Below are 17,607 nucleotides of genomic sequence, written 5' to 3'. Positions count from 1 at the left end.
TTACGTCGTGATTTACGTCGTGATTTACGTCGTGGGGATTTTTAGGCTGCGTCGTTTCGCGGCGACACTATTGGGTTTGATACCGATCATTTTAGCGATCTCGGCATCGCTTTTGACCCCCAGCATCTTGATTTCGGCCGGAGTCCAGGTGTGCCGTTTCGGGCTAATCCGAATGCCGTGCCTACTCCGGTAACCGGAAACCGCACTGATCGGTATCCCGGTTTTTCGGCTGACTTCGGCATCAGGCATTTTGCCGAGCATCTTGATGACCTGCGGAGTCCAACGTTCTTTTGCCGCTGCGACGGTCGGGTTTTCAATCCCCAATGCTTGCCGCTTGGCGATCACCTTGCGGCGACCGGTCCCCATGCGACGAGCGATTTCTGCATCGGATAATTTGCCGAGCCAACCGAGTTCTCTCTTCGTCCATTTCCTCGCTGGGCGACCTTTGCGAACCGACGGAATACCCATCGATTCCCGTTTGGAGGCGACCGTGGTGGTATCGAGTTCGACTCGGCGAGCAATTTCAGCATCCGGCAATTTGCCGAGCCACGCGACTTGTTTTTTCGTCCACCTATGGCGAGCCTCCTTCCGCGAATAGCCGTAGGATTCGATTCCCAATTCTTGCCGTTTTCTCGCCACAGCAGTTTTGGTGACACCCACGATTTTGCCCACGTCGACGTCCGACATCGTTCCGAGCAATTTTATTTCCTTCTTGGTCCATGTCGTCCATCCTGCGGGCCGAATGCCTCGCAGTTGTCGCGCTGCTTGTACGTCTTTGACCGAGATACCGGTCCGTTCTGCTAAATCGGTGTCTGGAATTTTACCCAATTGACGCAGAATCGCCGCAGATAATTTGGGAGCCATAACAATTGTCGAGCTTGATTAGATTAGAAAAGGCGAGTCGGAAAACCCACCGTAATTTCGATAGGTTGGCCTCGGTAGGTGGTAATGTGGGGACTCGCCACCCGTTGTGTCAACTGGACAATCATTGACTTTTTCACCAAGTGTGTGTCGCAGCGAACCACTCCGAGAGAAAATGTTTTTTGTTAGCAACAAATATACTTTACCAGCTTAGATGATTCTCACTATACTAAGTCGACAAGGCGCCACACCCGGGTGGTGGTTGGCAATTACCTCGGAAGCGGGCGTTTGGCCAGTGCACAGCGACTACCACTCTCGAACTGGAAAAGACGCGTCGTACGTCGACAAAGCGTCCGCGAGGGATGGTCGTGGCGTGAAGGGCTCGTTTGCGATGACAGTCGCGAGGGTTCATTCCTCGGCAAGCACGATCTGCGATGCGCGCTCGTTTCAAACATCTGCGTTTGAGCCGGTTTCGGGGGAGCGGATTGATCGGTTTCGGTTGATTCGTGAACTGGGAAGCGGTGGATTCGGGCGAGTTTGGTTGGCGAGAGACGAACGGCTTCAGCGTGACGTGGCTATCAAATTTCCTCATGGGCGATTGGGTTTAGATGCCTTCGGCATGCGGCGTTTTCAACGCGAAGCCAAGTTGGCGGCGAAATTGAATCATCCCAATTTGCTTCCCATTCTTGAGGCAGTACTTAATCCGGAAAAAGCGTATATCGTTTCCGAGTATTGTCCGGGGCCGACATTGTCCGAGTGGATTCGCAGCCAGGGGCACTTTATCTCCGTTGCAAAAGCGATCTCGATCGTTTCGCAGATCGCCAGCGGGCTTCAAGTGGCTCATGAAATTGGCTTGATCCACCGCGACATTAAGCCCTCCAACATTATCATCAGCAACCCGGATTCAGATTGGCCTACCGCTCGCCTGATCGACTTTGGGATGGCGCGATGTATGACCGAAGTTAACGATTTGACTGAAACACGCATCGGCACGTTGGTTGGCAGTGTACCCTACATGTCGCCCGAACAAGCGTCGGGCAATATTGACGACCATGGAACCCATTCGGATGTTTATTCGCTTTGCGTGGTGCTCTATGAGATGCTAACAGGCGTGTCACCGTTCTCGTCATTGACACAGATGCAAACCTTGCACCGAGTGATGAGCTATGACCCGCCTTCATTGAGTCAGTTGCGTCCTGCAGTGCCGAGAGATTTGAGCGCGGTGTGCCAACGGGGGATCGAAAAGTCGCCTCAGCGTCGCTACCAAAATGCAGGTGAATTGGGTGCCGAATTGGAACGCGTTCGCGTCAACCAACCGACAATGGCTCGCCCGATCGGTCGCGTCGGCCGCACGTTGCGCTGGGCTCAACGTAACCCGATCATCGCGTCGTTTGCCTGCTTCGCAATTCTTGGCGGGCTGTTCGGTATCTTTGGGCTGTCACTTTACTCATGGTCACAGCATTCCTACGCCATCCAGAGTCGCACGCAATCGGCCCGTTTGCAATCGGCTCTTCATCGGGCCGATATCGAACACGCACGGTGGCGAAAAGCGAGTTACCAAAGTGATGTCTCACTCGCCTATGCCATGTTTGACATTGGCAAGTACGACGACGCGCGACGGTTGCTCGATCGACAGATCCCGCTTCGTCGGAAAGACGCGATAGCTGAAAAAGACTTAAGGCACATCGAGTGGACGTTACTCGATGCGGAAGTACGTGCTCGCTATTGGCATTGGGGAAAACACGATGGGCCGGCTAGAGAAATTGCCTCGATGCAGGAAGCGAATCAAGTGGCAAGTATCGGGGATGATGGAACCATTCGCTTTTGGGACCCTCAAAATGGAACGGAAGTGCATAAACTTGTGGGATTCCATGGTCGGTCGTCCGCGATCGCTTCTTTGCCGGACGGACGATTGGCGATTTCAGGGTCACAGTGGCCGCTTGGGTTTCGTGGCCCGATCCTGATCGATTCCGCAAGCGGTCGAACCACCAAAGCGTTGTCTTTGCATCCAACGACGATCGAGTCGATTCGGGTAAGTGCGGATGGACAAACCATTGCATCGGGATGTCGGTACGAAGGGATCCGTGTTTGGTCAGATCGTGATCGCCGTGAAACGTTCATTAACACGGGGCATCGATGTGAGTCGTTCGGGCTCACTGCGGATGGAAAGTATGTTGTCACGGGCGACGTCAGGAAAAACTATTTGGCGGTTTATGATGCAAAAATCGGAGAAATCGCTGGCAAAGCAGAAACCCCATCGGAAGTTCTCCTTGTCGAATGTGCAAGGGAACATGATTTTGCGGCATATTCCATGAGATCGGAGCAGGGATTTGGAATTGCTTCGATCTCTTGCATCGCCACAAATGGACTCCATGAATTGCAGCTGCTGACACATTGGATTGAAACGGATTGCACTCCCGTCGCGTTTGCGTTTTCCGAAAAGGATGATCTCCTAGCAGTGGCCGACGACCGGTTCGGGATCAAGTGGTATCAGCGGCGACATGCCGACGAAAAGGCAGACAACATTGTAGCGAGATGGCGTGAAGTCCACGCTGCGTCGGCTTCTCAGGCAAGAGTGACCGATCTCGAGTTTATCGGTGCGGTTGATGTTGTTGCGACATGCCTAGACGGCTCGATTCAAGTATTTTCACCCGACGCACACCACTTTGAACGCTTCACCCGGCCCACCAAAGAATCAGCCATGGTTGCGTTTTCATCAGACCATCGCCACGTACTCGACGCAGGAATCGACGGAGTATTGCGGAGGGGTGAGTTGTTGCCGCCCAACGAGAATCAAACCCACAAACGACGCAATGGCCAAAAACGCACTTCGATTGACTACAAGGCGGTGTTCGAAGCCGACGCGAAGCTTCAGACAGTTGCCGTTTCGCCAGACGATTCGGTCATCGCGGCAATCGACCAGAAAAATCGGTTGCATTGGATTCGCGATTGGACAACCGATAAGCCTCAAGTTCGCACGATTGCGATCGGCAGAAAGGATTCGGATGAGCATTTTCATTATGGACAATTTTCTTCGACTGGCCGTTATTTCGCCGCCGGTGGTTCGGCCGATTCCGTTGTGGTTTTCGATACGCAGCTGTCTACGGATCGGCCCATCATCGTCTTTCAGCCAAGTTCGGAAGTGCTCTGTATCACGTTTTCACCAGACGAACGCTATTTTGTCGCTGGCGGTGGTTTTGGATTCGAATGGATTGAATTGGAAACCGGCAAACGTCACCTTTGGAATAAGAATCTAGACGATCCGGAATGCATCACGTTCTCTCCTGATAGTGAAAAATTGGCTGTCGGGTGGGAAGTCGGTTCCGTATCGCTCTTTAATCTTGTTCACGAAACGCAAGAAATGATTGGTGGTGATTTGGTCGTATCGGGGGATTTTGCTCACCGTCCTGCAGCCATCCGGTTTGTCGGCGATGACCGAATGATGGTGGTAACTCATAGCGGAACGATGCTGTTTTGGGATTGGCGCAGTCGCGTGGCATTGGGCACTTTGCCAGTATGGTCGCGCGGTCGTCGTCAAGCCAAATGTGATGGGATACACATTGCCCATGACGCAAGCGATATTTTGTTTGCTCGTAACGAAGGCAAGAACGCGTTTGTGTATCGTTGGCACTTTTCAGAATAGGTACCGCACGGAAAAGGCACACGGCGACGAAATGGAGTGGTGTTATCAGACCACGGATCCATTAACCGCATTCACGATTGTCGTGATTGCGATCAAAGGAGTTCTCGTTGATGTGTTCTTGCCGGCGATCCAAGTGGTTTGTGTTTCCACGCGATGGATAGAGCGTTGTGAATCGAATTTGGTGACGCGTGCGCCTCCCCTGAGAAAAAAAATGGGTTGTGAATGGCGCAACTGTCTTCGATGCAGGTGTGATTGAGTTGAAGGAAGAAGACGCTCAAAGCAACTTCGCTGCTTCGTCACATAGCGACTTTGCTTCTGATTCGCTTTCGGCTTCGGCAATGAACCGCACGATCGGTTCGGTGTTACTGCCGCGGACCAGTAACCACTTGTCTTTCCATGCCAACCGCAACCCGTCACCGGACGCCGCTTCGGCATCAGAGTGTTTTGCAATCAGTTTGTCGAACAATGTCGGCAACTTTTCCGCAGAGACTTCCGCTTTCGACTTATGGATCGATAGCTTGGGTAGCGCATCTGCCAATTCGGACAAGGACTTGCCTGTGGTCGTCATTAGATCCAAGACTTGTGCAATGCCGACAAAACTGTCCCGAACGTAGCCAACTCGTGGATCGATTGGACCGCCATTTCCTTCACCGCCGTACATGGCTTTTTGGGCGATCATCATGTCGGCGACGTTTGCTTCACCCACGGCACTTCGGTAGGACGCGACCCCTGCCTCATCGGCTAGACGCTCACTCATGCCGCTGGTCGCACCATTGATCACAATCGGACCTCGCGTGCTTGGTTGACACATCGCGCGCTGAACACACAGCGCCAATGTGTACTCTTCGCCGATATAACGTCCGTTTTCGTCTACTAAGGCAAGACGATCCGCGTCGGGGTCTTGGCAAAATCCAACGCTGCATTTTTCTTCGCGAACTTGTGCCGCGATACTCTGCAAATTCTCGGCCGTGGGTTCGGGAACGTGAGCGAATTGGCCATCCGGGGTTTTGCCCACCAAAACTGCTTCGCAGCCAAGTGCGTCGAGCAAACGTTTGCCCAAGATGCCGCCGGCGCCGTGGTTGCTATCGAGCAGGACTCGGTGTTTTGCCGAAGCAATTTTGCGGAAATCGACCGTCGCGAGGACTTTTTCGAGATGAGCGGCATGCGGATCCTTGTCAACACAAACTGCACCAATTTTGTCAAAGTCACACCATGCGGCTTCGCCATCAAAATAGCCATCGCGAATGGTTGCTCCGCGTTGTGCGTCGAGAACGCGACCTTCGGGGCCAAACAACTTGATGCCGTTGTAGGGTGGCGGGTTATGGCTAGCAGAAACCTGGACGGCACCGGCCGCTTTTCGGTCGCGTACCAAAACCCCAATGGTTGGTGTCGCAATCACATCGGCATCAATGCAATCACGACCGCAGGCACGAAGCGATGCGATGATCGCTTGGCATAAAACCGGGCCGCTGCTACGGCCGTCGCGACCGACAATGATTGGGCCATCGGGCAGTTTGGATGCGTAGGCGGCGACAAAGTTGACTGCGACCGTTGGGGTCAAGGATTGGCCGACAATGCCGCGTAGGCCGCTAACGCTGATGATCAAATCGCTCATGAGGGGGATCGTCAATTGTGTGAATATGGGGAAGAAAGGGACTGTTTTGTCCCCACGTTGCCATCTGGCTAGGGAAACAAATAGAATCTAGCGAAATCGTCATTCAACGCTACCCGACCCTGACCCCGTTGCTTTTCCTGGAGCTCTCTGTGTTCGATCCTCTTTCCGCTATTGATGCTGCTGTCCAAGAGTCCAAAATCAGCCAAACGGCGGTCGCAAATATCCGCTCCTGGTTGACCGAAGATCGCTATTCGGGGTATCGCGACGCGGTCGTCGAGCACATCGAGAGCGGGAAGTGGCAAAAGCTTGACGACGTGTTTTGGACGATCATTCCGTTCGGAACCGGCGGTCGCCGCGGACGCATGTATCCGATTGGATCCAACGCGATCAACGACCGAACGATTGGTGAAAGCGCACAAGGCTTAGCAAACTACGTGGTTGACTACACCAAGAAGAACGGTGGTGACGTGTCGACACTATCGTGCGCGATCGCCTATGACACTCGTCACCAATCGCGTCATTTCACCGAACTTTGTGCCGGCATCATGGTTGCCGCTGGTTTCAAGGTCTACCTTCTCGATGATTACCGAGCGACGCCTCAATTGTCGTTCGCGGTGCGGTATAAAAAGTGTGATTGCGGGATCATGGTCACCGCCAGTCACAATCCACCAAGTGACAATGCCGTGAAAGTCTATTGGTCCAGCGGTGCCCAAATCTTGCCGCCTCATGACAAGGCGATCATTGAAGAAGTCATGTCGTGTCAAGAAATTCGCGTCACGCCGTTCGACGAAGCCGTTGCGTCGGGGCGTGTCGAGATCGTGACCGATGAAGTCGACCAAGCGTATTTTGACGCGGCTTCGGCACAGCGATTCGAGGGGCCTCGGGATGCGAAGATTCTTTACACACCGCTACATGGTGTCGGAGCCGCTGCGGTTTTGCCGCTCCTGGATCGAGACGGTTTCAAGGACATCGAAGTGTATGGCCCTCATGCAGAAAAAAGTGGGGATTTTCCAAATGTGCCCGGCCATGTCTCGAACCCCGAGAATGTCGCGGTCTTCGAAAAACCGATTGAGTATGCCAAGGCATCGGGTTTTGATTTGATCTTGGCAACCGATCCGGACTGTGATCGGCTCGGCGTTGCCGCACCAATGACGCTTGACCCATCGGGCGATTGGCGGACCTTTAATGGCAACCAGATAGCATCCTTGTTGGCCGAATATGTGCTTAGCAAACGCACCGACGCAGGAACTTTGTCACCCGATCACTACATCATCAAAACGCTCGTGACGACGGAATTGATGCGGCGGATCGCCGAAAACTACTCGGTGCGATGTGTCGGTGATTTGTTGGTTGGATTCAAGTACATTGCCGAAGTGATCGATCGCGAAGGGCCGGACCTTTTTGCCTATGGTGCCGAAGAATCACACGGTTACTTGGTGGGCCAATATTGCCGCGACAAAGACGGCGCGGTTGCATGCATGTTGATGAGCGAGTTGGCTGCGGAGTTGAAGGCCAAGAAGGTTTCGATGCACGAATATTTGTGGGGGCTCTATCGCGAGCATGGCTTCCACAAAGAAACCGTGATCAACCTGATGATGGAAGGAAGCGAGGGCATGGAAGCGATGAAACGGCTTATGACCGCGTTCCGCCAAAACCCTCCGAAAGAGTTGGCTGGAATCTCGGTTGCCACGATTCGTGACTACGGCGATGAAACGACGACCGATGTTAGCACCGGAGAAAAACAGCCCTTGATCGGCCCCAAGAGCGACTTGATCATCATGGAATTGGACGACGCGGGTAACTATGTCGCAGCAAGACCGAGCGGAACCGAACCAAAGATCAAGTTATACGTGTTCACACGTCTAGCACCGGCGGATTCGGAAGATCTCGAAAAGGCCGAAGCGAAGCTTTCGGAACGTTTGCAAGGAATCGAGACTGACATGCGAGCGTTCGCGAAGAAAAACTCCTAACGGAAAATTCGCTTCGACCACATCCCGGGGATCACGCAAGTAGCTAGATTGTTGCATGTGAATCGGTCATGCTTACAAGGGGCGGATTTCTCGTTGTTCCTTTGAAGTTGCCAGCCATGTCCGATGCTTCTAGCCATCCGAACCGTTTCTCCATAGAGACGCCTCCGTTAGCAAATACGCCTGATTCGACTTTGTCGGGTGAAAATGGGGTACTAGCGAAACGCTTTACGCGTTTTGCCGCCGCGATCGTAGACGGCATTCTCGCAATGCTGTTTTTAGTGCCACTTCAATTCATGACCGGTTACGCAAGTCGCATTTCAACAGGAGCCGTGGGGCTGGTCGAACAGCTAATGATGATCGCGGTTGGCTACGGGATATTTGTCTTATTTCACGGCTACTTGCTTGCCACTCGTGGTCAAACGATTGGGAAATTTTTGACAAACATTCAAATTGTCGATGTTGAATCGGAGCGACTGGCATCCGTGAAGCACGTTTTTGTCTACCGATACCTCTGGCTGTTACCACTGACGATTATCGTTGCGATCGTTCCAGGTTTTGCCGATGACATTTTGGTCAATTTGGTCGCGCTCGTGGATGTGCTGTTCATCTTTAGGCAAGACCGACGTTGTTTGCATGATTTGATCGCCAGTACAAAAGTGGTCGAGTATCTACCCAATCGCCCTAGCGTGAACGCGATCTAATGGAATCGAAATTGGCCGTTTGTCCGTTTTGCTCGCTCCACTGCGACGATGTTGTTTTCGGTCCAATGGAATTCGGTGCAATGGAATCAGTGAAGTGTTTGAGAGCCAATGATGCTTTCAAGGAAGTTCAGAAGACGTCGCCGTTGGGACGCATCGGCACCGAAGTCGCGGAGCCTAAGGATGTTGTGAAGTATGCAGTGCAGCGTTTCGAGGAGAAGGGACCGTTGAACGTTGCCACCGTTGGCACGGATTTGGAAACGGCTCGTGCTTTACAGTCGCTAGCAGCGAACGGAGAGATTCGGTTGTGGCTCGACGATTTTCCGTCCGCAGTCGCGTGGCGATTGGCGACTAGTCGCGATGGGATTGTTTCTGCGACGATCGGCGATATTCGTCGCCATGCCGATGTGGTTTGGATGATCGGTGATGTTTCGTCCGGTCATCCTCGGATCGCTGAACGGATTCGTCTTGATGCGAAGATCGGCTTAGAGACTTCGACGCTCGATGCCGAAACGCTCGCGGATTTGTATTACGACCTTCGTCACGGTGGGGAAGGTCATGTTGTCAAACCAATTCGTGAAGCGAAATATTTGGCGATCGTTTTGGGATGCGATGCTTTTAGTGAGTCCCAAGCCATCCCGATCGCGGAGCTATTGGTGAAGATGGTCTGGTTCTTGAACCAGACAAAGCGTGCTGTCGCGCTGCAACTAGATGGCTCCGCAACCAACCGCGCCGTAGCGGCTTGGCAAACCAATTGCGGGCTTTCGAGTCTAAGTGCTCAAACGCGGCGTGATTGGAATGTCGATGTGCGAATTGGCGATGCTTTCCAAAAAAAAGTTCCGGTGGAATTGCAAATCGGCGGGTGCGATCCAGGTCGGCAATCGGCTCAAGCGTTTCTGCCCGCAGCCACCGTCGGTGTCGATCGTGCGGGAGTGATTATGCGAGGTGATTCGGCAGTGACGATGCCGTTGGCGAGAATCGTTGAGCGGCGAGGCGTCGAAACGGCCCCTGACATCTTGAATCGCATTCTAGGCAGCAGACCCTCCACTTAGTTTGGCTATCGTTGGAGTTCGCTGGATCGAGCCCGACGGATCAGACAGTGAAGGGCTGGGTTTCAAAATCAATAAAAAAAGCGGTCGGCGGATTTCTCCGTCGACCGCCCTATTGAAAAAGCGTTAGTATTTTGCAGCCGGCATTAGTACATGTCGTGGTCGCCGCCGGTTCCGCCACCCTTTGTCGGTGCCGGTTTTTCTGCTACTAACGCGTCGCTGGTTAGCAGCAACGTTGCAACGCTTGCAGCGTTGCCAAGCGCGGTACGAGTAACCTTGGTTGGGTCAATCACACCCGCTTTGACTAAGTCTTCGTATGTATCGGTCAAGGCATTGTAGCCTTCGTTGTTCTTCATGCCGATCACCTTTTCGCAAACGACTCCGCCGTCTTGTCCGGCGTTTTCAGCGATCATGGTGACAGGGGCTCGGCAAGCACGCAAAACGATCTTGTAGCCGACGAGTTGATCTTCGGTCAGCGAATCATCAGGCTTCACCTTGCTCGAGGCACGAAGCAGAGCCACGCCACCACCGGGAAGAATGCCTTCTTCAACCGCAGCGCGTGTCGCATGAAGGGCGTCTTCGACGCGAGCTTTCTTTTCCTTCATTTCGCTTTCGGTCGCTGCTCCGACGTTCACCTTCGCAACGCCACCGGCCAACTTCGCCAATCGCTCTTCGAGTTTTTCGCGATCGTAATCGCTAGTGCAGTTTTCGATTTCGCGGCGGATTTGATCGATACGAGCCTTGATGTCGGCGCTCTTGCCAGCACCTTCAATGATCGTCGTGTTGTCCTTGTCGATGATGATCTTCTTGGCACGACCGAGTTGTGGCAAATCGACGCTTTCGAGCTTGGTTCCCAAGGCTTCGAAAATTGCCAAACCACCGGTCAAAATCGCGATGTCTTCCATCATTGCCTTGCGGCGGTCGCCGTAGCCGGGTGCCTTGACAGCACACACGGTGAAGGTGCCACGCAAACGGTTGATGACCAAGGTAGCCAATGCTTCGCCGTCGACATCTTCAGCGATGATCAACAGCGGCTTGCCTTGTTGGACGACCTTTTCCAACATCGGAACCATGTCCTTGATGTTGCTGATCTTCTTTTCGAAAACAAGGATGTAAGCGTCTTCGAGAACACATTCCATCGCAGTTGGATCGGTGACGAAGTAAGGCGACAAGTAGCCGCGATCGAACTGCATCCCTTCGACCCATTCTTGCTCGGTGTGCAGGCTCTTGCCTTCGTCGACAGTGATGACGCCATCTTTGCCAACTTTGCTCATCGCATCGGCAAGCAAGTCGCCGATTTCGCGGTCGTTGTTGCTGGCGATGGTTGCGACGTTAGCCATCGCTTCTTTGTCCTTCACCTTGGTTGCCATTGAATGCAACTGTGCCGTCAAGTCGTCAACAGCCGTTTCGATACCGAACTTCATTTGAACGGGGTTCACACCTGCGATCACCGATTTGAGACCTTCGTTGAAGATCGCTTCGGCCATCACGGTTGCGGTGGTCGTGCCGTCACCAGCGACGTCACTCGTCTTGCTGGCTACTTCGCGGACCATTCGAGCGCCCATGTTCTCATAGACGTCTTCGAGTTCGATTTCTTTTGCAACGGTGACGCCGTCCTTGGTGACGGTCGGGCTACCGAAGCTTTTCTGCAGAATCACGTTGCGGCCTTTTGGGCCGAGGGTAACTTTGACGGTTCGTGCCAGCTTGGACACGCCGCGACGAATCGCTTCACGTGCTTCCTGGTCAAAAGCAATCATCTTTGCCATGAGTAATTAAATCCAGTTCGTTGTGTTGTTGGGTCAGTGAATCGGGGGTGAAAACAAGGAAGACCGTTTATGCTTATTCGATGACGGCCAAAACGTCGTCTTCACGCATCAGCAGATACTCGACATCGTCGATTTCAACGGTTTCGCCAGCGTAAGAGCTGAACAGGACCATTTCACCCGCCTTCAATTGACTCGCAGCCCGGGTGCCGTCATCAAGCAATTTGCCATTGCCGACGGCAACGATGGTCCCGCGAGCAGGTTTTTCTTGAGCCGAGTCGGGCAGCACGATACCGCCAGCGGTGGTTTGTTCGCTTTCTTCACGTTGAACCACGATGCGTTCGCCGAGGGGTTGCAAACGGATCTTTGAGCTTTTCTTGGTGGCAGTCGCCATCTCCGTGACACCTTTCATCAATACAGGAAAGAAATTGGGAAGTATCGGGTGGCACAGAAACACAGCCACCTTCGACACCGTTAGTTGTTTTTTCACAATCGACTACCCGCCTAGCACTACATCAGCACCGTAAGTCTGCACAAATGGCAGGAAGCAGGATAGCGAGAGGCATTGACAGCAACCGGCGTGCCGATAAAGTTTTTTAGGTCGTAAGTGCTTTTTGGCAATGTAGTTAAGTTGTTTTGGGGGTAGTCGATCCAGGCCCTGCGTTCCAAAATGGCAGAAACATCTTGGACCGGATGGCGCCCCATGTGATCTTGTGAGTCACTGGCAGGAGCCACCCTCCATGGTGATTCCTAACGCCTACCTCCGGCTCGTCTGCGGGTTCGATCTGGTCTCGAGAAGGTGCCGGACCGATAGCGAATATTTCCGGTTTGCCATATCCAAACTTGCCATCCCCAAACCTATCCATTTCGAGCAGCCATACGTACTAATGTCAGTTTTCCACTACCAACTTCTTAACCGGGATCGCCGCACGTCGGCGCGTCGAGGCTTTTTTTCGACGCCGCACGGACCTGTGCAAACGCCTGGCTTTATGCCGGTCGGAACACAAGGGACCGTCAAGGGATTGACGATCGACCAAGTTGCCGCGACAGGCGCCGAAATGATTTTGGGCAACACCTACCATTTGGCACTTAGGCCTGGTCACGAGACGGTTCGCCGCCTCGGAGGGCTGCATGGGATGACTCTATGGGATGGCCCGATTTTGACCGACAGCGGTGGATTTCAGGTCTTCAGCCTTGAAGCGATTCGCGAAATCAACGAAGAAGCGGCGACATTCCGAAGTCATATCGACGGAGCGATCATCAAGCTAACGCCCGAACACAGCATCGAAATTCAAGAGTCTCTTGGTAGCGATGTGGCGATGGTCTTGGATCATGTCGTCGCGTTACCGGCTGAACGGTCGAAAGTCGTTGAGGCAATGGAACGTTCCATTCGCTGGGCACAACGTTGTCTTAACGCTGCCAGTCGCGACGATCAGGCCCGGTTTGCAATCGTGCAAGGTGGGCTCGATGTGGAATTGCGTCAACAGTGTGCAACGGAGTTGTCAGCGATGGAATTTGAAGGATTTGCCATTGGCGGATTGAGTGTCGGTGAGCCGCCGCCGGAAATGTACCGAATTACCGAAGCAACTTGCCCCTATTTGCCCGAAGAAAAACCTCGCTACTTGATGGGCGTGGGGACTCCGGTGGATCTGCTCGAAAGTGTCGCTCGCGGGGTCGACTTGTTCGATTGCGTGATGCCAACCCGTAATGGTCGCAACGCGATGGCATTTACGGATCAAGGAAAAATCAAAATTCGCAACGCCGTTCATCGTGAGGATACCGAACCGCTTGAGAAAGGCTGTCCGTGTTTGGCGTGCCGCCATAGTCGTGGCTATCTACGGCACTTATTCGTGGCTGGTGAAATGCTTGGGCCGATTCTGCTGAGCATTCACAATTTGACGTATTATCAACGGGTGATGGCTGGAGCACGCACGGCGATTGAAAATGGGACGTTCGCCGAGTACATGGAAATGAAAAAGGCGGGTTGGGGGGTAAGTTAAACTTGCCAGTCGTATTGGAGATCAGCCTTTCGGTTGCAATCGGTTCAATCAGAGCGTCGAACGACGGACGACAAAAAATCGTGAATTCGCTTCAGGTATCGCGCTAGGCATCGTAACCGTCTGGCTCTTGCGCAGCCTAATTGGACAGCGCCAGTTTGATGTTATTGGTTATAGTTTCACGCGGATTTTGGCTCGACGCTTTTGATTTGACCGGGGTCGATTCCAAGGTCATGACAGTCAGCGATACGTTTCTTACGATGGCAACGACTTGCTTCCGCGTTACGACGTTGATGGTAGCTGATTCGGAGACGCTCTGCTTCGTACTGCTCATCTCGAAGTCGCTTGGGAAGACCGATGCAGCGGATCACCACATCGGCCGCCCGTCGAACCTGTTCAAGCGTCAGACGCTCAGCGTCGGTGACGACCTCCGTGCGGCACAGACGATGACGAACCCGGGCACAGAACAATTGGCTGACGATCGCCACGATCATGTGACGATGAACGCAGTCCCATCCACGGCATTCAAAGTGATCCCAGCCTAATTCCTCTTTGGCTTCGCGAAAGCACGCTTCCACCTTCCAGCGTCCGAACGCAATTCGCAGCAACTCGCGAACCGTCCATCCATCACGGCCTGGAATTCGATTGCTGATGAAGTACTTTACTTCTCCGGTGCGAACGTTCTTGGCAACGATCAATGTGCATTGCGAGCTGACCAAGCGACCGTCGTGAGTCTTGCGATGGACGATATGCCAGCGAACTTCCCAAATCTCGGGCCCCTTATGCGAGTCCCGTGTGCGGTAACGCTGCGGTGTTTGCGAGGCCAGGCCGGGCGAGTACTTGGCCAAGTTCTGCACTTGGCAAGCCTTCGAGTCGCTGGTGGCCAAGCGAGGGTATTTCTTTTGCCGCCTCTTGGTCTTTTGCCTCGATTTTCGCAGCACTTTTGGCTTCCGCGCCCATGCCCGAAAGTTCGGCGGTACTTCGCCAACGAATGCCTGTTTGCGCTCGTCGAGCCCATCGAGAAACTTCCCGTCACGACCGTAAAGTTCATCAAACGTCCAGGCTTTGACGGTGATGCCATCGGCCATTGCCTGGTCGATCAGCACCAAGGCGATCTGCGGCTTGGTCAGAAACTGGGCCTCGTCAGGGACATGAGTTTTTTTCGGCGCGCGGTGTCGTTGGCCCAGTCTTCGGGCAAGTACGTTCGGGCGGCGATCAGGCACTGGAAAGTCGCTGTGGCAAACGATAGAGCGACGTTGACAACCGCGTTTTCAACTTTGCCGCGATTGCCGTTGTATTGTCGTTTGACTCCGACGGTTTCCTTGCCGGCTTTGGCCGTACCGGTTTCGTCGATCACTCCGATGGCCTGCGGGTCGGCCTGTTCGCGGACGATCACGTTGCGGCATCGCTGGAGTACTTCGTCGTGGTCCCACTTGATGGACTCGAGGAATCGTTGGAGCGTTCGCGGTGCAATGCCTTGTTTCAAAGCAATCGCTTCGACGTTCTTTCGCTGCAGTTCCGAGAGCAGTCCGCGAACATACGCGGCAAACAGCCTTCGGCCTTTGACGCCGTGGAAACAATCGGCAAAGATGGCGAGAAATTGGGCGAGCATCTTTCCGAGCGATGCGATATCCTGTAGTGACATAGAGGCGACCTTCCGTGGTTTCGTCGTGAAACAATTAGCACACGGAGGGTCGTTTCTTTTTGACTCCCAAGTCAAGCGAGATAACTCGCGGCACAGTCACAACTTACGAAATCAGGAAGCCACGAAGTGGCGCTGTCCAGCTAAGGTGGCTGAGGCCTGCACGCCAACCCGCACGCCTCGGTCATTCTTCCTGCGACGAAGCCGTTCTTCCTGCGACGAAGTTAGGCGAGCGATTCCCACTACTGCGACATGATCGCTTGGTAACGTCCTCGATGAATCAAACGCTGCCACCAATTGGCTTTTCGGAGCATTGGGTCCGATGCATCAACGGTATTTTTTTTCCCACGGCGAGTGCATAGCTCGATTTGGCCGTCGTCGAGCACACTATCGACAATCCAAAACTTGTCCACGGTGTAGTGGTAGAGGTCTCCCTTGGTGGCTGGGTGTACATTTGACGCTCTTTGTCCCGGCGACGTGCTGGTTTTCTGTTTGCGATAGATTACCCAATCGCCACGATTCCATTTTGTCTCGATCACGTTCCCTTAATCCTCCCCTAAACCTCATTCAAAATGTTGACGGTGGTTGTCTCCACCGCCACCCCAAGTAGAATTCCAGCCTCTTGGAGAGATATTCTCGGCAACGTCCCGCATTCTTCACTAGGCCAGTTCATTGGAATTCTCAGTACTCGTCGAATTAGTTTTTGGTCTGGTTGGTGGTCTAGGCATCTTTTTGCTCGGCATGAAAAACATGTCCGAGGGTATGCAAGCGGTCGCGGGTAATAGTTTACGCCGGTTGATCGCCGCCGTCACGACCAATCGCATTTTTGCGATGTCCGTCGGAGTCTTGGTTACCTGTGTTGTCCAATCGAGTTCGATTACGACGGTCATGGTCGTTGGGTTTGTTAACAGCGGTGTGATGGATTTGTCTCAAGCCATTGGCGTGATCATGGGGGCAAACATTGGCACAACGATTACAGGTTGGATCCTTGTACTGAAAGTTGGCAAATACGGCTTGCCGCTGCTCGGTGCGGCCGCGTTCATTTATTTGTTCTCGCGAGGCGACCGATGGCGCTATTGGGCGATGGCGATTATGGGCGTCGGCATGGTTTTCTTTGGTCTCGAATTGATGAAGGATTCCTGCGCGTTCATCAAGCAGCTTCCCGACTTCGAATCTTGGTTCCATACGTTTAAGGCCGACAACTACCTTGGAGTTTTAAAGTGTGCAATGGTCGGCTGTATCATGACGACGATGGTTCAGTCCTCTTCGGCGACGTTGGGGATCACGATCTCGCTGGCGACATCCGGCATCATCACTTACGAAACCGCCGCAGCGCTTGTGCTTGGCGAAAATATCGGAACGACCATTACTGCGTTTTTGGCATCGCTTGGGGCGACCACGAACGCACGTCGAGCCGCCTATTTTCACGTTATCTTTAACATGGTAGGTGTGCTGTGGATTACCGCAATTTTCCCCTGGTACATCGAAATGGTTCAGTGGATGATTCAATGGTCGTTTGGGGAACCAGCCTCGATGGTGGAGATGGTTGATGGCGTGAATACCTATCCACGGATCACGGCCGCAATCGCCACGACCCATACTATTTTTAACGTCATTAACACGTTTCTATTCATTTCGTTTGTGCCCTTGTTCGTTCGACTATTGAATTGGTTGGTCCCCTCAAAGGATTTCAAAGAGAAACCACGGTTGACCGATTTGGACATTCGAATTCTTGAATCTCCTTTGTTGGCGATCGCACAATCGGGTCGTGAAGTCGAGCGGATGGCTGACGGTTGCGACAAAATGCTTGGTTGGTTGGCCGAAGTCATCCAGCAAGATGAACCTGACCAAATCCTCGTCGATCGGCTCAAGAAACGTGAGCAGGTGCTTGATTCGATTCAAGACGAATTGGCGGTTTACATCACCAATTTGCTCTCCGGCAACCTGCCGCATGCAACTGCGGATGAAGCACGACGCCAATTGCGGATGGCGGACGAATACGAATCGATCAGCGATTATTTGGCCGATTTAGACAAATTCGACCGCAAATTGCGTCGCGACGGATTCCGATTTACCGAAGAACAGCGAAACGATTTGGTGGCACTGAACAAGGATGCCGTTGCGTATTTGCGTGAAGTCAACGATTCGCTTCAAAAGGGTGACCCAAACGTGGTCACCAAAACGTCCCCTTTGTCGAAACGCGTGCGCACTCAAATCAAGCTACTTCGACGAAAACACCTCGAAGACCTGTCCGGTGGCCAAACGCCGCCAATGGTTAGCGTCGCCTTTTTAGCTTCCCTCAATGCTTTCACGCGGGTCCACGATCATACACATAATATCGCCGAAGCAATCGCTGGTGAGAGATAGGC

At 53.2% G+C, this 17,607-nt stretch carries 11 protein-coding genes and 1 pseudogene; 6 read left to right on the top strand and 6 right to left on the bottom strand.

The features are described 5' to 3' along the window. Positions 1 to 24: 24 nt before the first annotated feature. The gene (locus CA13_RS06330; protein WP_146395107.1) at positions 25 to 864 is read right to left on the bottom strand and encodes a DNA-binding protein; all 840 of its coding nucleotides are present in this window, start codon (positions 862 to 864) and stop codon (positions 25 to 27) included. A 211-nt stretch (positions 865 to 1,075) separates the two neighbouring features. Here CA13_RS06330 and CA13_RS06325 point away from each other — a divergent pair, with 211 nt between their 5' ends. Next, positions 1,076 to 4,504: a WD40 repeat domain-containing serine/threonine protein kinase gene (locus CA13_RS06325; protein ID WP_146395106.1), complete on the top strand. Its 3,429-nt coding sequence runs from the start codon at positions 1,076 to 1,078 to the stop codon at positions 4,502 to 4,504. Positions 4,505 to 4,778: 274 nt separating this feature from the next. Here CA13_RS06325 and glmM read toward each other — a convergent pair whose 3' ends face one another. Beyond that, on the bottom strand, positions 4,779 to 6,119 hold the full coding sequence (gene glmM, locus CA13_RS06320) for a phosphoglucosamine mutase (protein WP_146395105.1): 1,341 nt from the start codon (positions 6,117 to 6,119) through the stop codon (positions 4,779 to 4,781). Between the two features lie 149 nt (positions 6,120 to 6,268). Between glmM and CA13_RS06315 the strand changes: the two genes are divergently transcribed. The 3 genes from CA13_RS06315 (at position 6,269) to CA13_RS06305 (ending at position 9,839) form a co-directional block, all read left to right on the top strand. Beyond that, entirely contained in the window at positions 6,269 to 8,089 is a 1,821-nt protein-coding gene (locus CA13_RS06315) for a phospho-sugar mutase (protein ID WP_146395104.1), read from the top strand. 116 nt (positions 8,090 to 8,205) lie between these two features. After that, positions 8,206 to 8,790: an RDD family protein gene (locus tag CA13_RS06310; protein ID WP_419194000.1), complete on the top strand. Its 585-nt coding sequence runs from the start codon at positions 8,206 to 8,208 to the stop codon at positions 8,788 to 8,790. Beyond that, a complete protein-coding gene (locus CA13_RS06305; RefSeq protein ID WP_146395102.1) occupies positions 8,790 to 9,839 on the top strand; it encodes a molybdopterin-binding domain-containing protein in 1,050 nt (349 codons plus the stop codon). Before CA13_RS06310 ends, CA13_RS06305 begins: the two co-directional genes overlap by 1 nt. A 143-nt stretch (positions 9,840 to 9,982) precedes the next feature. On the opposite strand, the gene groL is transcribed toward CA13_RS06305, so the two are convergent. Together groL and CA13_RS06295 are read right to left on the bottom strand one after the other, a co-directional pair. Next, entirely contained in the window at positions 9,983 to 11,602 is a 1,620-nt protein-coding gene (gene groL, locus CA13_RS06300) for a chaperonin GroEL (protein ID WP_146395101.1), read from the bottom strand. Positions 11,603 to 11,675: 73 nt separating this feature from the next. Next, complete coding sequence (locus CA13_RS06295; RefSeq protein ID WP_146403458.1) at positions 11,676 to 11,993, bottom strand: co-chaperone GroES; 318 nt, start codon at positions 11,991 to 11,993, stop codon at positions 11,676 to 11,678. Between the two features lie 493 nt (positions 11,994 to 12,486). Here CA13_RS06295 and tgt point away from each other — a divergent pair, with 493 nt between their 5' ends. Further along, positions 12,487 to 13,599, top strand: a complete 1,113-nt coding sequence (gene tgt / locus CA13_RS06290; RefSeq protein ID WP_146395100.1) for a tRNA guanosine(34) transglycosylase Tgt — start codon at positions 12,487 to 12,489, stop codon at positions 13,597 to 13,599. Positions 13,600 to 13,775: 176 nt separating this feature from the next. Here the strand turns inward: tgt and CA13_RS06285 are convergent. Both CA13_RS06285 and CA13_RS06275 read right to left on the bottom strand, forming a co-directional pair. Beyond that, positions 13,776 to 15,208, bottom strand: a pseudogene (locus CA13_RS06285) (IS701 family transposase). A gap of 272 nt (positions 15,209 to 15,480) precedes the next feature. Continuing rightward, the gene (locus CA13_RS06275; RefSeq protein ID WP_146395097.1) at positions 15,481 to 15,777 is read right to left on the bottom strand and encodes a hypothetical protein; all 297 of its coding nucleotides are present in this window, start codon (positions 15,775 to 15,777) and stop codon (positions 15,481 to 15,483) included. 133 nt (positions 15,778 to 15,910) lie between these two features. Between CA13_RS06275 and CA13_RS06270 the strand changes: the two genes are divergently transcribed. Beyond that, complete coding sequence (locus CA13_RS06270; protein ID WP_146395096.1) at positions 15,911 to 17,605, top strand: Na/Pi cotransporter family protein; 1,695 nt, start codon at positions 15,911 to 15,913, stop codon at positions 17,603 to 17,605. Positions 17,606 to 17,607 lie beyond the last annotated feature (2 nt).

Origin of the sequence: Novipirellula herctigrandis, assembly GCA_007859835.1 — a bacterium.
Classification (GTDB): domain Bacteria; phylum Planctomycetota; class Planctomycetia; order Pirellulales; family Pirellulaceae; genus Novipirellula_A; species Novipirellula_A herctigrandis.
The sequence above is the reverse complement of the archived record's forward strand: the minus strand, read 5'-3'. Positions and strand labels throughout refer to the sequence as shown.